General features: G+C 58.2%; 10 protein-coding genes and 1 pseudogene. 5 read left to right on the top strand and 6 right to left on the bottom strand.

What is annotated here, in order from left to right; translation table 11 throughout:
- The first annotated feature begins 16 nt into the window (after positions 1 to 16).
- On the top strand, positions 17 to 1,039 hold the full coding sequence (locus tag RLEG4DRAFT_RS28420; RefSeq protein WP_003581954.1) for a DUF808 domain-containing protein: 1,023 nt from the start codon (positions 17 to 19) through the stop codon (positions 1,037 to 1,039).
- A gap of 212 nt (positions 1,040 to 1,251) precedes the next feature.
- On the opposite strand, the gene RLEG4DRAFT_RS28415 is transcribed toward RLEG4DRAFT_RS28420, so the two are convergent.
- Positions 1,252 to 3,048, bottom strand: coding sequence for an adenylate/guanylate cyclase domain-containing protein (locus RLEG4DRAFT_RS28415; protein ID WP_003581953.1), 1,797 nt, complete (start codon positions 3,046 to 3,048; stop codon positions 1,252 to 1,254).
- 57 nt (positions 3,049 to 3,105) lie between these two features.
- Positions 3,106 to 5,424 carry a membrane-bound PQQ-dependent dehydrogenase, glucose/quinate/shikimate family gene (locus RLEG4DRAFT_RS28410; RefSeq protein ID WP_003581952.1) on the bottom strand — a complete coding sequence of 773 codons (2,319 nt, stop codon included), beginning with the start codon at positions 5,422 to 5,424 and terminating at the stop codon, positions 3,106 to 3,108.
- 252 nt (positions 5,425 to 5,676) lie between these two features.
- Here RLEG4DRAFT_RS28410 and RLEG4DRAFT_RS28405 point away from each other — a divergent pair, with 252 nt between their 5' ends.
- On the top strand, positions 5,677 to 6,786 hold the full coding sequence (locus tag RLEG4DRAFT_RS28405) for an acyltransferase family protein (RefSeq protein ID WP_003581951.1): 1,110 nt from the start codon (positions 5,677 to 5,679) through the stop codon (positions 6,784 to 6,786).
- Positions 6,787 to 7,355: 569 nt separating this feature from the next.
- Entirely contained in the window at positions 7,356 to 7,655 is a 300-nt protein-coding gene (locus RLEG4DRAFT_RS28400; protein WP_003581950.1) for a hypothetical protein, read from the top strand.
- 124 nt (positions 7,656 to 7,779) lie between these two features.
- Here the strand turns inward: RLEG4DRAFT_RS28400 and RLEG4DRAFT_RS28395 are convergent.
- A pseudogene (locus RLEG4DRAFT_RS28395) lies at positions 7,780 to 8,434 on the bottom strand (sugar transferase).
- Between the two features lie 451 nt (positions 8,435 to 8,885).
- Here RLEG4DRAFT_RS28395 and RLEG4DRAFT_RS28390 point away from each other — a divergent pair.
- Positions 8,886 to 9,638, top strand: a complete 753-nt coding sequence (locus RLEG4DRAFT_RS28390) for a Crp/Fnr family transcriptional regulator (protein WP_003581948.1) — start codon at positions 8,886 to 8,888, stop codon at positions 9,636 to 9,638.
- Between the two features lie 103 nt (positions 9,639 to 9,741).
- Here RLEG4DRAFT_RS28390 and RLEG4DRAFT_RS28385 read toward each other — a convergent pair whose 3' ends face one another.
- Together RLEG4DRAFT_RS28385 and RLEG4DRAFT_RS28380 are read right to left on the bottom strand one after the other, a co-directional pair.
- The gene (locus RLEG4DRAFT_RS28385; protein WP_003581947.1) at positions 9,742 to 10,764 is read right to left on the bottom strand and encodes a glycosyltransferase family 2 protein; all 1,023 of its coding nucleotides are present in this window, start codon (positions 10,762 to 10,764) and stop codon (positions 9,742 to 9,744) included.
- Positions 10,765 to 10,895: 131 nt separating this feature from the next.
- The gene (locus RLEG4DRAFT_RS28380) at positions 10,896 to 11,807 is read right to left on the bottom strand and encodes a glycosyltransferase family 8 protein (protein WP_003581945.1); all 912 of its coding nucleotides are present in this window, start codon (positions 11,805 to 11,807) and stop codon (positions 10,896 to 10,898) included.
- A 308-nt stretch (positions 11,808 to 12,115) separates the two neighbouring features.
- Here RLEG4DRAFT_RS28380 and RLEG4DRAFT_RS28370 point away from each other — a divergent pair, with 308 nt between their 5' ends.
- Positions 12,116 to 12,412 carry a hypothetical protein gene (locus RLEG4DRAFT_RS28370; RefSeq protein WP_003581943.1) on the top strand — a complete coding sequence of 99 codons (297 nt, stop codon included), beginning with the start codon at positions 12,116 to 12,118 and terminating at the stop codon, positions 12,410 to 12,412.
- Between the two features lie 188 nt (positions 12,413 to 12,600).
- On the opposite strand, the gene RLEG4DRAFT_RS28365 is transcribed toward RLEG4DRAFT_RS28370, so the two are convergent.
- Entirely contained in the window at positions 12,601 to 14,070 is a 1,470-nt protein-coding gene (locus RLEG4DRAFT_RS28365; protein WP_003581941.1) for a hypothetical protein, read from the bottom strand.
- Positions 14,071 to 14,072 lie beyond the last annotated feature (2 nt).

Below are 14,072 nucleotides of genomic sequence, written 5' to 3'. Positions count from 1 at the left end.
CTCAACGGAGCCTCGAATGAGCGTTGGCTTGATCGCCCTTCTTGATGATATCGCCGCCTTGGCCAAGGTGGCTGCGGCCTCGCTTGACGATATTGCCGGCCAGGCAGCCAAGGCCGGCGCGAAAGCGGCAGGCGTCGTCATCGATGATGCGGCAGTCACACCCCGCTACGTCACCGGATTTTCGGCAGCACGCGAAGTGCCGATTATCGGCAAGATCGCGGTGGGTTCGCTGAAGAACAAGCTTCTGATCCTGCTTCCCGCGGCGCTTATCCTCAGCCTCGTCGCACCACAGGCGATCACACCGCTTCTTATGATCGGCGGACTTTTTCTCTGCTACGAGGGCGTGGAAAAAGTCTACGGACTGGTGCTGCCGCATGCCGCCCACGCTCATGAATCGGCACTCGAGGCAACAAGCCTGGATGCGCAATCGCTCGAAGACCAGAAGGTCGCCGGCGCGATCAAGACAGATTTCATCCTGTCGGCGGAAATCATGGCGATTACGCTCGCAGCAGTCCCGTCAGACAGCATATTCACGCAGGCTTTCATCCTTGCCGTCGTTGGGTTGGGCATAACGGCCTTGGTCTATGGTGGCGTGGCGCTGATCGTGAAGGCCGATGATCTGGGTCTGATGATGGCGCGTGCGCAGACGGCGCCTCCGATGGGTCCCTTCTTGCGCGTGATCGGACGAGGGCTTGTCACTGGCATGCCTTATTTTCTGAAAGCGCTCGGTATTGTCGGAACGGCTGCTATGATCTGGGTCGGCGGCGGCATCATCGTTCACGGCCTCGAAGCCTATGGAGTGGCCGGCCTTGCGCATCTGATCCACGATGCCGGGGAGGTGGCCGTCCATGCCATTCCCGTTGCGGCGTCGGTGCTGCGCTGGACCGTCGAGGCGGCAGGAGCCGGCATCGTCGGTATTGTCGCCGGCCTGATCACAATTCCGGTTGCAAGCTACGTTATCTCGCCGATGTGGCGGTACCTAAAATCACTGCTGCCGCGTCGCCGGCGGAAAGAGGCGCTGGCGGACGGGAAAAAATGAATGCTGCGGCCTATCGACGGGCTGCGATAATCTATCGGCTCGATGGTGCATGGTGTCAGCCCATTCACAGAATGACATCAGCCTTCGCGCGGCTGAAATCATGCTCGCCGGCCATATCCTCCTGTCGGGAGGCGTGATCTGAGAAATTTTTCGCCCAGGCACCCGCTGGCGACATGAACAGCCCGCGACAATCGGTTCGAGCGCAATTTCTGCTAGCAATGACGGACATCCGGGACCATCACTCCCGCCTTGCGTAGTCCCTCAACGCGGCGGTCAAAATCCTCGGGGTTGCGGAATGGAAGGACGCGGCGGCGCCGCTCGACGGAGAAATTGGGATTGATCTGGAGTGCCTTCTCCCACGCCTGTCGGCCCTCCTCTTTCCGGCCGAGATGGCCGTAACATGATGCGAGCAGGGCATAGGCCGTTTCCGACTGTGAGTTTTGCTGAAGCCGCTGCTCGATCGCGATGATTGCTTGCTCGTAGTCACCGAGAGAAAAATGCGCGTCGGCTAGAAATTGGAACAGCACCTCGGGATAATGCGGATCAAGCCGCATCGATGCGTCGAGTGTTTCTAGCGCAGTTGCGGGATCGCCGGAGAATATCTGGATATGGGCCATCAGCATCAGGAGTGCGGCGGAATTCGGCGAGAGCGCGAGGCCGCGCAGCACTTCCGCCCGCGCCCGGTCCAGTTCGCGGTTCCACATGCAGGCCATGCCTAGGGCGAAATGGCCGTTGGGCTGTTGCTCGGCCATTTCCACAGCTTGCTGCGCCAGATCCAGTCCGATCCGCAGCGAAGCTTCGGGATCGGTGCTCCAAGCGTTGATGTAGTCGAGCACATGGGTGAAGGAAATCAGTGCCTGGGCCGCCGCATAGCCGGGATCGATGGCGATCGCATCCGCCGCCAGGCTACGGGCGGCACAATTTCCCGTCCGGGTATGGGCCGAGGCCTGTTCGCGGCCACGCAATAGAAGCTCATATGCGCGGACATCGACTGCGCGCCCCTGGGCTAAGCGATCCTGGTCGCCATGCGTGAGGTTCAGCTTGAGCGCTGTGACGATCTCCTGGGTCAGTTCATCCTGAACGGCAAAGATGTCGGTAAGGTCGCGATCGAACCGGCTGGCCCAGATGTGTCCGCCATTGCTCGCGTCGATCAATTGCGCCGTGACACGCACGCGGTTGCCGGCCTTGCGCACGCTGCCTTCGAGGACATAGCGGACACCGAGCGCCTTGGCCATCTCGGGCACGGAGGCTGTCACATTCTTGTAGACGAAGGATGAGTTGCGGGCGATCACGTGCAACTCGGACAGCTTCGAGAGGTCGGTGATGATGTCCTCGCTGATTCCGTCGGAGAAATATTCCTGTTCGGCGTCGCCGCTCATGTTGTTGAAAGCCAGTACGGCGATGGAGGGTTTGTCGGCAGCGACTGCAGCCGAAGGCAGTTTCGCCGCGGGCTGCTCTCCCGGTTGCCGTGCCGGCGCCGGCTGCGAGCCGGTTCCGACCTGAAGCAGATAGACCCGCATCGGCTCCGCGATATTCTTGAGAGGGACTTTGCCGAGATCGGTCACGGCACATTCAAGCCGCGCTCTTACCTGGCGGTAGGCGTCTTCGGAGAGGCAGATGGCGCCGGGCTGCGCAACTCCCTCCAACCGTGACGCGATGTTGACGCCGTCGCCCATCAAGTCGCCGTCGTTCTCCTCGACCACGTCGCCCAGATGGATCCCGACCCGGAACTCGATGCGGTGCTCGGGAGGCACGCCGATATTGCGTTCGACCATGGCCGTCTGCACCTCGATCGCGCAGCGCACGGCGTCGACGACGCTGCGAAACTCGATGAGGCTTCCATCTCCGGTGCGCTTGACGACGCGGCCATTGTGTACGGCGATGGTCGGATCGACCAGATCGCTGCGCAATGTTCTCAGCCGCGCCAGAATGCGATCCTCGTCCGCACCGGCGAGGCGGCTGTAGCCGACCACATCGGCGACCAGGATCGCCGCCAGTTTTCGCGTCACGCTCGTAGCCTCAGTTCCTCATCGGACCAAAATAGCACAGAGTGACCGGCAGCGGCGCTAATCTTCGTCTTTCAGAGAAAAGGCGAACACGTAATCGCCGTCGTCCCTGGAATATGGCGCTCCGCCAACCGAGATCACGACATATTGCTTGCCGGTTTTCGGCGAGACGTAGGTCATGGGCGTGGCGCTCGAGCCGACCGGCAGGGGATATTTCCAGAGTTCATCACCGTTCTCAGCGTCGTAAGCGCGGATGTAATAGTCCTGGAAGCCAGCAAAGAAGACGACGCCGCCGGCGGTTGCCGAGGTGCCGGCGTAACTCGGCAGGCCCATCGGCATCGGCAGATTGGTTTTGATCTTGAACGGCCCGAGCTGTTCGGCGGTCCCGGCCGGGACCTGCCATGCAATCTTGCGGGTGTTCAGATCCACTGCCGTGACGGTACCGAAAGGCGGCTGCGTGCAGGGAACGCGGAGCCTCGAGGTCCACATTTCGGTGGCCATGCCGTAGGGCGTGCCACGCTGCGGAGCAGAGGGGCCGTGTGCGGTCGTGGTCAGGGCAAAATCGATGTAGTCCTGGCGCGGAATGAGCGCGAAGAGGCTGGGCACGCGGATATCGTTCATAAAGACACGGTTGTTGGGCAGGTCGACCGACACGCTCCCCCAATTGAGGCCCCCAAGGTTGCCCGGTTGCTGGATCGCATATTGCGGGCCGATCGGGGTGAAATCGCCGTCGTAGCGCATCTTTCGAAAGGCGATGCGGCAGGCCAGCTGATCGAACATCGTCAGACCCCAGGCCGTCTGCTCCGTCACCCGGTCCGCACCGATGGTCGGCATGCCGACGGAATAGGGCTGTGTCGGAGACAGTTTCTCCTCCGGGGCGCCGCCTTGCTGCGGCACCGGCTTCTCCTGAACCTCGGCAAGCGGTATGCCAGTCTGACGATTGAGCAGGAAAAGCTGCCCGCGTTTGGTGGTCTGCAGAAGGGCCGGTACGGTGGAGCCATTGCCGTCGGGCAGGTCGATCAGAACAGGCTGGGCCGGCAGGTCATAGTCCCAGATATCGTGATGCACGGTCTGGAACTTCCATTTCTCCCGTCCCGTCGTGACATCGAGCGCCACCAACGTGGCATTGTATTGATCGGCGAAATCAGGGCGATTGACGCCGTAATAATCCGGGGTGGTATTGCCGAGCGGTGCATAGATGAGGCCGAGCTTGTCGTCGAATGCCGCCGTCGTCCACATGTTGGGGGTGGCCCGCGTATAGGTCTGGCCCTCCGGCGGGAGTTTGGTGATCTCGGGATTGCCGAGATCCCATGCCCATTCGAGCTCTCCGGTAACGACATTGAAGGCGCGGATGACGCCCGAGGGTTCGCCAACCTCCTGATTGTCTATGACCCAGCCTCCGATGACGATCAGATTGCGGGCAATCAGCGGCGCCGATGTCTGGAAATAGTAACCTGACTTGACTTCACCCATGCCCTGGGAAAGCTGCACGGTGCCATTGTCTCCGAATTCCTTGCAGGGTGCGCCGGTCTTGCTGTCGATCTCCAGGAGGCGGGCATCGATCGTCGTCTGCACCAGACGCTCATTGCAAAGTCCGTCGATGGATTGGGCCCCCTGTGGCATCTTATAGTAACCGAGGCCGCGGCAGCGCTGCCAGTACGGCGCCGCCGCCTTGGGATCGAAGGTCCAGCGCGGTTTGCCCGTATCTGCGTCAAGCGCTGCGATCACGTCCGTCGGCGTGCAGGAATAGACCGTATCGCCGATCTGCAGAGGCGTGTTTTGATCGGCGCCATCGCTTTTGCCGGTGCGAGAGGTCCAGGCAAGATCGAGCTTGCCAACATTGCCGCGGTTGATCTGATCGAATGGGGAGTAGCGATCTCCGGCCGTGCTGCGGCCATAGGACGCCCAGTCGGAGGCCGTGTTGTCGCCCTTGGCGGTCACGTAGGCGGGGATCTCGGCGGAAGGGCGGATCAACCCATGCGGCGTGAAAGCCAGGCTGAAACCGACAGCGAAAAGGATGGCGGCAAGCAAGGTGCCGCCATAGAAGAGTTTGCGATTGGCGGTTGGCGAAAGCGACGGCGCAAAGAGAAGCGCAAAGCCCGCCAGCGCCATGGGGGACATCAATCGCGCAAAGAGCGCCCAGAAATTGAAACCCGACTCCCATAGTGCCCAGGGAAGGGTGAAAACGGCGACAAGCAGGACGATGAGAGCGCCCGACGTCTGCCGGCGCCACAACAGAAGCGCGGCAGCCAGATAGGCAAGCCCGGCGATCGCGTAATAGGGCGAGCCGCCGAGGCTGAGCAGCAAGGCGCCGCCTCCCATCAGGCCCAATCCGATAAAAGCGAGAACAATCAAAAACAGGGTGGCCAGAAATTTCATAGTTTCCTCATCCAATCCACCGCCCGATCGCCTGGTCCAACTCCGACCGCCGCATGGCGCCTGCCGAAGCGCGGGCCATTGGGCTGACGGTCAGTCGCCTGGTCTTTGGGAGAGGGGCGCTCTCGTTCAATTTTTTCCTGATGTACCTCTGGTCACTGACACGCGGCCCCGACCCGGCAAAGATGCCGCCGCCCGCTCTGCGGCGACAGCTTGCCAACCCAAATCGAGTCAATACTTCTGAAAGGGCCACAGATGTTTCTCGGCGAAAAGCTTGATCTCGCGAAGGGGCGACCGACAGGATTCGATTATATGCGATTACTGTTAGCCTTTTCAGTGCTTTGGATACATACGGCCCGCGTTACATACGGCGATGACCTGTTTCTCTGGGAGTCACCCTTCCGACCTGTTATCAAATCAGTGCTGCCGATGTTCTTCGTCTTGAGCGGATTCCTGGTGGCTGGCAGTCTTGAACGGTCGAAGACATTGATCTCCTTTCTCGGTAACCGATTTATCCGGATTTACCCTGCTCTTGCGGTGGAGGTATTGCTGGCTGCCTTTATACTCGGAGCGATCTATACAGAGTATGACCTGCGTGACTATTTCACCGATCCGCAGTTCTTTACCTATCTGCTGAATGTCACAGGCCACATCCACTTCAATCTCCCCGGTGTATTCCTGGATAATCCCGACGCCGCGATGGTCAACGGGCAGCTCTGGACAGTGCCCTTCGAGCTTGAGTGCTATGCCGCGATCGCCGCCCTGTTTCTACTCGGCGTGGTCAGGCGGAGGGTGATCGCCCTTATCGCAACGCCGGTTTTGATCATCAGCTTCGGTATCGCAAGGTATTGGAAACATGAGAGTGAGTGGGCCACGATGCCCACGACCGCATCGGGCAATCTGCTCATCTGTGCGTTTCTCGTGGGAGTGACCTTCTATCTCTACAAGGACAGGATTCTCTGGAATGTGAGAATTTTCCTTGCTTCGGTGGCCGTCATATTTTGGGCCTACTGGTTCACGTCCTTTGGGGATTTCATTGCCATTCCGGCAATGGGTTATGTCACGGTCTTTCTCGGCCTGACCTCGCCCCGCAAACTTGGCATTCTCAATGGGGCCGACTATTCCTACGGCGTCTTCCTCTACGGCTATCCCATTCAACAGGCGTTTGTAGCGCTCGGGCCCTGGGCGCATAATTGGTGGTTGAATGGCATTGTCTGCAGCATCGTTGCTACCTGCTTTGCCGCTTTCTCGTGGAAATTTATCGAAAAGCCCGCGCTGAAATTGAGGAAACAAGTGACCTGGCTTGAAAACCTCAGCCTCCAACGCGGCTTTAAACGGCAATTGGCCGCCGCAGTCTCGAAATAGGCCTGTCGATCTCGAGACTGACAACTCCATCGCCTATTATCAGCAGGGTTCGCCATGGCGGCGAGCCCTGTTTCATTATGGCATGGCCGCTGCAGATGAACTGCCGAGCTCCTTCCGAAAGGCCAGATGTGGAGCAGGATTGCTGCGAGATCATCACCGACATCTCGGCAGCGGTGCCTCCTGACCAACGCGACCCGTATGCGGCGAGCGTATATGAGTTCCGTAAACCTATGCTCTCACTCACTTTTTCAGGAATGACGAGCGGATGGTCGGTTCAATCAGAGAACGACGCAGCCATTTCCCCGGCTGCTGTATAAGCCTCCCGTATCTCAATCTTTCCGGTCGTGAACGCCGCGAATTGCTTGGCTTTTGGTGTTGGAGTGTCGGCGTCGGATGAATAGTCGAATATTCTGCCCCTGTGGTTCCGTCGACTTGCTGGCGAGGTATTAGCGATATTTTAACGGTAATGGATAAAATACTTTTATCGGACTTCGTTTCGACTTTGGGTTTCGTCACGTCATTGAGGGCTGGCGGCGGCTTGAAGGAGGTGCGAAGAGAGGAGCAGAATAATGCTGAAGAGCACGCTCATCGTGATTGCCGTCTCCATCGCCGCCGGAGCGACCATTCGTGCCTGGGCCTTTGCTTTCTTTGCATTTCTGCTGGTCACAGCCTTGGGCGCCGTGATTGTGCTGAAGGGCTCCTCCTTGACGGAAGCGCTTGCTTCTGGCCTCAAAGTGCTTGTATTGATGGAAATATGCTATCTGGCGGGCCTTTTTGCCTTCTCGTCGTGGGGGCACATTCAAAAACGCCGGAAAAAGAACGCCATCGCTGAGCGCTCGCCTGTGGCCAGCAAGCGTCCCCACGGATAGAGCCATAGCCGCAGGATGCTGCCTGGCGGGTATATCTCAGTATGCTTTGGTCAGAACGTTAGGATCAATACCAGCAAACGTATGAAGCGGGACTCGCGTCCAGTAGGGCGCAAGCCGAAATGCTCTAGGAGTCTTGCCTGGGCAGCAAGGCCTGCCGGGAAAGCAGGGCCGAGAGTGTTTTTGCCATGATCACGAAATCCAAGGCGAGTGTCCATTTGCACAAATACTCGACGTCGACCGAAACTCTGTTTTGGTAGCGGAGGTCGCCGCCCCCGCCGGTTCGCCAATAACCGGTCAACCCCGGACGGACAGCCATATAGGCATAGGCATGTTCACCGTAACGCGGCAGTTCTTCTTTGGTGATGGCGCGGGGACCGACGAGGCTCATTTGGCCGAGCAATACGTTGATCAATTGCGGAAGTTCGTCGAGGCTCGATCGTCTGACGATATCGCCGACGACGGTGACATGCGCGATCGCCGTTGCGTCGGCTCTTGTCGTCCGGAATTGGAGGCAGCCAAACTCCTTGCCCTTGTAACCGATCCGACGATGGGAATTGAAAATCGGCCCCCCATCACCTAGCGTGATGATGACGGCTACCGAAAGAAGGAACGGCGATAAAAGGAATAAAACACTTGCCGCAATGATGATGTCCAATTGGCGCTTCAGAATTCTGCTGATCGTATGGGATTGTGACGAATTCAATTGACGTCTCTCCTGTCGCGCCCCGGCGACATCCCGCCAAGGCTCGGGGGTTGATGCCATGATTTTTTCCCGCCATCCGCGTCTCCGTAGGGCGAATCCCAGAAATCACAGTCAAAGCTTGTTTTAATGCAAGTGTGATGTCTGTGACCGAGGTCACAGTTGTGAATAAATTATTTATTATTCGAAGAAATGTTTGTGAATAACTGTAATTATTCTGCGTAAATTTTTACTTAACTAAATTGTTATCAATATATATTTACAGTAACAATGTTTCTCTTTTGTCTCGAGAGATTTTTTCTCGGCGTATATTTGTCATAAATTGTATAAAGTCATCGTGCGGTCCGCACTCGGGATGAATCCAGCAGAATTCAATACGAATTTTATGATATATAAATGTGAGGATTCGTCATAAATATGTATTGTTTCAGCATAGTATTTTTGTTTTATTATTATTTGACTTTATAATTTAACCAATTACGAATGCGTCTGACGACAATAAATTAATTAGTCTGTGTGGAGTTACGCCTATGGATGGGGCGACTAACATCAGGGGCGACAGAACTAGAGGAAACGCGGCGCTAAAAGGCGACGCGGTTACTTGCGGTCCTGCAGCTATTGTTTACGGCGGCCCGGGGGATTTGGATCATGAGTTCCCGTTTTCCCGTTCGAGTGTCCGAAAGTTTCGCCGCGGTGAGGTGATTGCCGGTGCCGGTGAGGCCATCGACATGTTCTCCCGCGTCCAGCGCGGAATGGTGAGCGCAAGCACGCCGCTTGCAGACGGACGAGAGTTCATCGTGGAAATCATTCCAAAAGGCGGCTTGATCGGCGAATTGGAGGTGCTGCGCAAGCAGTCCCTCAGCCTGGAATATCGGGCCTCATCGGACTGCGAACTGCATTACTTCGATGGTCGTTTGCTGCGGGACTTGTGTGCGAACGATCCGCAATTTCAGGTGAAGATCCTGTCGAAGGCGCTGGCGCGTGTGTCCGAACTCGAACTGCGGATCATTGCCAACGCCGGATCGAGCCTAAGGCAGAGATTGGCCCGGACGCTGCTGCGCCTTTCCATCTTGTATAAAGTGGATGGACAACATAGCGGCGATGAGCTGATCATCTCCCAACATGACCTGGCGGCGACGCTGCCGGCGTCGCGCGAAAAGGTCAACCAGTGCCTGCGGCGCTTGCGCGAAAGCAAAGTGGTCGACGGCACGCAGGGCAAAATCCGCATTCTCAATCGGAAGGCGCTGGAAGCTTATGCCGAGGGTGTAGCGTCCGCCGATTGAGGGGCGGGCGCCTCGACGAAAAAATGCGGCAGCGAAAGCCTCAACAAAACCCGCCGCGGGTGGGTTTTGTGTTTTCCGGTAACACGCTTCCTGATGAGATATACTACACTTCGCTCTCCGAAGCATTCCTCCAGTATTTCCAGCCTTCACCCTGAATGAGCCCCTGATCGGAGAGATCCTTCCAGCCTCTGTAGGTGCCCGTATCGTCGTAGACGAAGTCATCCTTAGCCTTGCTCGCCGAATATACGGCATATTCCTCCGTATGTTGGGACCGGTGCGCTGCATCGGCAACCTTGTGCACGAAGGTCGAGAGGAATTTGAAATGCAGAAGGGCGCCGGATACGCCGAGCGCTCCGCGCATGTCGCCCAAATTCAGCGAGAGCGGCCAGACCTGGTGCGATGATTTGAGAAAAAGACGCTCACCCGCCACGTAGACGAGAGGTATCTTGTTGAGCGCCGGACCGTCCCAGAGCCGGCCGTGGAAATAGACCCGCCCGCGAACGCCGCCCTTGATCCATATCGTCCAGTTGCGTTCGTCGAAATGCGCGACATAGCCGGATCGGTCGAAGAGATTGCAGACCTCGAGCGGATTGCGGCCGGGTTCGCATATGTTTTCCAGAACGGGATGTGGGCTGTACATGTCGATCATCACCGAGCGCAGCGAATGGCCGCCGGTGGAGTCGATATAGGCGGTCAATTGATCGATCGGCCGGGTGTCGCAATGCGGATAGACCAGGAACTCGTCGGCGTCGACATAGAGAACCCATTTTTCCCGGCAGTGCTTGTTGATGACTTCATTGATCCAGTCGTTTCCAAATCTCGCCGCCTTGTAGGATCCGTGGGCAGAAAGCAGGGAGACGTCGTCGAAGCTCGCCAGCAACTCGGCCGTGCCATCGGTCGAGCCGTTGTCGATGCAGATGAAGTGCTCGAAGCCGAGATCGCGATAATACTGCAGGAAGAATGCCAGCCGGTGCCCCTCGTCGCGGATGACGCAGATGACGACGTGGCGCGCCTGCTTGAGCCCGTTGCGCAGCAGGTCGTAGCGAAGCTGCCGAGCCTTGAGCGAGCGGCGCAGGCGGGCTTTTGTGTAATGCGAGATACTGGCGGCGGAGGCCCTATAACTCATATTCTGTCCTGAACATTAGACATCCTCGAATGAATAGATGAATGGTTGCGCTTCCGCCTGCAATCCAAGGGTCGACCGCGATGCCGAGATCAGTCACGCGGATATTCATCCCTCAGGCGGATCACAATGCATCACACAGCGTAATCACCAACCAGCAGGCTCTGAACCCGCGGACTGGGTCCGTCCGTTTCGATTGCGTGTTTGATGCGCGCCCGCATCGACCGGTACTTATACAGGACCTTACGATCGAGGCTAATTCCGCGATACAGCGAGTTGTAAATCGGATGTGCTTTGCGCAGGGCGGCATAGACTTGGCTTTCCCTGTCGGTCCAGGGAAAGAAGGTGCCATGCCACGGCTTCGGATGCGCCATATAATGGACGATCGATAAGGACGACATGTTGACCAGATGAAGGAACTGTTTGGGAAAGTTCCAGCGGTTCGATACGAGGATGAGGGATGAACCGCAGACATAATTTAATGCGCCCTGATCATGTTTGCCCTCGCAGGCCTCGGGATTTCTAGCAAAAAGCTCAAGCGCCTCCTGTCCGATCCAGCCGTTGCGATGGAATTTTAAAACCCCCGCGTTGAAATAGTGGCTGTTTTTTCCGGTGTCGAGGAACTCATGGATTGCCGTGTAATCGCGTGCCGCGAAAAACCTGCCCTCGGGCACAACGGCATTTTCGAGCCTGCCGAGATCGCTGACGATCTGTGTATCCCCATCGAGGTAGATGATCTGGGTATAGTTGGCAGGCAGGATCTCGCAAAGAACCAGCTTGGCCATGGTGCTGACGCTGATACGTCCCTGGAAATGCGATCCGTCGAGCTTGCCGAGCGAGTCCTGCAGCGCTTCGGTGGCATCGATCAAGTCGACCCGGCTCATTGCGAGCAGGGCCTTCAGCTCTTCGAAATTATCGAGACGTTCCGACATGAGGACACAGACATCGGTCGCCGGGCTTGCGAATTTGCGAGCCTGAAGCGCCGAGAGAATAGTCGGAAACGAATATTCGACATCCGTGACGTAGACGACGCACTGATTGTTCATGGCCTGACCTTTCCGATCGTCGGCGACAGGAATGAATCGCAGTCGCCTACCAAGTCGAGGGAACAGTTGTTGATTGAGCCGAAGGGCCTGTCATATGGAAGCCCAGTCCGGTATATATTGCGGGGACGCAGTCTCGGTCTTTGGCTGATCGGCATGCGGCTGCCGGCGGTTTTCGTGTGTTTCATTGTTGAGATATTCACCATGAAGAATGCCCTGCATGCGACAAGGCGGCGTTTCGATATCTTCTTCCCCGGCACGAGGATGGTTGCCGCGGTGCATGTCGGGTTGCAGCGAGAAGAGGGATTTGGATGCTGATCACCACGCTCATCGCCGCCGTGATTTCGATAGCTGCCGGTGCTTGCATCCGCGCCTGGGCCTTCGCAATCTTTGCATTCATTGTGGCAATCGGCTTCGGCGGGGTGGTTTTCGTCGACGGGTCCTCCGCGGCTGTGGCGATCGGATCCGGTATCGCTATCCTCGCGCTGATGGAGATCGGCTATCTGACCGGCGTATTCCTGTCGGGCCTCCTGCGGCGCAATGCCAGGCGGCGGGAGAGCAATTCTGCAGACGGTGTCTCTGCTGCCAGCGAGCGTCAGCAGAGCTGACATTGAAACGGAAGCTGCAGCATATCCTTCCCCGGGTCGCGGTATGGGATCGTTTTCGACCGGCACCTTGATTTCACCGGCAATCCCTGGAGGATGCGTCACGGTCGAGCGGCCGCCAACCCTCGTTTGCCCGTGCCCGGCGGCACCAGGCCTCCATTCGGCGCCATGACGAAAGTCTCGAGCGGGCGTCATTGCGTTGAAAACATCGGCGCTCTCACAGGAGATGCCGATGCCTCCAAGGGGCGCCGCTTCGCGGGCGATGCGGCCGCCCGATGCCGCGGCACATAAGCTCCGGCCAGGCAGCCCGCGGCCAGCCCCGCCGAGGTGCTGAACAGCAAGCCGAGATCCGTGCCGCTGCCTGAAATTGCTGCGGAGCCGATCTGTGCGATGGATGCCATCACGGCGGCGGTTCCGATCGCGTGGGTCTCCCGGTCGCCGGATTTATACCGCCCGACTGCCCTCACGAGGCTGTACACGAAGACGGCGAACAGGACGGTGCCGGTCAATCCGACATTGGACAGCAACGCGGCGATGAAACTGGAAGCCCGAACCGTGCCCAGTCCGGCGCCGAAAGTGGCGGTATCAACGAATGCGATCAATGCCAGGGTGTTCCAGGCGGTGCGCTCTTCGCCGGACTGCGATTGCAGCTTGTCCGATACGGTGGTGGTCAGGAGGCCGGCGATGGAATTCCATGCATCGGGAACAAGGCTGAGCGCGGTGATGGCGCAGGGGATGAAGAATAGGGTGATAGCAAGGAAGGTCACATGCGCGGTCGTGGCGGGACCGCCGATCAGTCGTTTCAGGCAAAACAGCACGAACATGCAGACAACGAAGACGCCCGCGACATAGGCGGTTGTCGAGGTGCAGAGCACGATGGTCGGGCCGATCAGAAGAGTTGCCAACCCAGCCATACGGCTTTGGACGCGCTCCAGCCAAAGCATGAGCGTAAAGGCGAAATAAGCCAATGCGACGGCGCCGTAAGCGCTTGCTTCGGGAAAGGGGCCGACGATGCGCTTGAAGCCGTGGATGGTCTCGGCCGTATGCATCGTATAATTCGCATTTCTGATGATATCGAGCAGCTGCGCCTGGCCGATCTGAAACGTTGCGAGGTCGATCAGCGCGAAGGCAAAACACACTATCGACGCGACGATCAGCTGTTGCGCGATGAAACGGCCATATCCGAGCCGGGCAAGTCCGGCGACGACGGCGAAGCAGGCGAGGTCGCCGAGCAGATAGACGGACTGGCTGATATTGGACGAACCCGGAGCCAGTGGAGCCGCTACCGTCGACATCATGCCCGAGGGGTCTCTGGCGGAGGAGTAAACCAGGGTCGCGCCGGCAAAGATACGGGGCAGGAAGAAGGACGACACCACGGAGAACAGGATGTAGCAGGCAAACCAGAAGCCAGGCCCCGGATAGGCGATGCTGGCGAGCGTCGCCTGCATCTGAACCGGGCGCAGCAGGGCCGTCATGACGAGAAAGAGCACCAGAAGATGGCTCGGCTGGATGCTGCTGCCGCCGAGCGCCGGCAACTGCAGAGCCGCCGCGGCTCCGAGCAGCGTCGAAAGGCAAAGGGCGGTGATGGCAAGGCGCGCGCCGTTCAACATGCTGAGCACGCCAAGCAGCAGAACCATGAAACCGATCGGCTCTATCGACATGC

Source organism: Rhizobium leguminosarum bv. trifolii WSM2297 (assembly GCF_000271845.1).
Note: the sequence above shows the minus strand (reverse complement) of the source record. Positions and strands in the feature narration are given on the sequence as shown.

Excerpts from the sequence above, each read along its gene's own strand:
- RLEG4DRAFT_RS28420 (WP_003581954.1), top strand. The coding sequence starts at position 17 with ATGAGCGTTGGCTTGATCGCCCTTCTTGATGATATCGCCGCCTTGGCC.
- RLEG4DRAFT_RS28410 (WP_003581952.1), bottom strand. The coding sequence starts at position 5,424 with ATGAAATTTCTGGCCACCCTGTTTTTGATTGTTCTCGCTTTTATCGGA.
- RLEG4DRAFT_RS28405 (WP_003581951.1), top strand. The coding sequence starts at position 5,677 with ATGTTTCTCGGCGAAAAGCTTGATCTCGCGAAGGGGCGACCGACAGGA.
- RLEG4DRAFT_RS28400 (WP_003581950.1), top strand. The coding sequence starts at position 7,356 with ATGCTGAAGAGCACGCTCATCGTGATTGCCGTCTCCATCGCCGCCGGA.
- RLEG4DRAFT_RS28390 (WP_003581948.1), top strand. The coding sequence starts at position 8,886 with ATGGATGGGGCGACTAACATCAGGGGCGACAGAACTAGAGGAAACGCG.
- RLEG4DRAFT_RS28385 (WP_003581947.1), bottom strand. The coding sequence starts at position 10,764 with ATGAGTTATAGGGCCTCCGCCGCCAGTATCTCGCATTACACAAAAGCC.
- RLEG4DRAFT_RS28380 (WP_003581945.1), bottom strand. The coding sequence starts at position 11,807 with ATGAACAATCAGTGCGTCGTCTACGTCACGGATGTCGAATATTCGTTT.
- RLEG4DRAFT_RS28370 (WP_003581943.1), top strand. The coding sequence starts at position 12,116 with ATGCTGATCACCACGCTCATCGCCGCCGTGATTTCGATAGCTGCCGGT.
- RLEG4DRAFT_RS28365 (WP_003581941.1), bottom strand. The coding sequence starts at position 14,070 with ATGTCGATAGAGCCGATCGGTTTCATGGTTCTGCTGCTTGGCGTGCTC.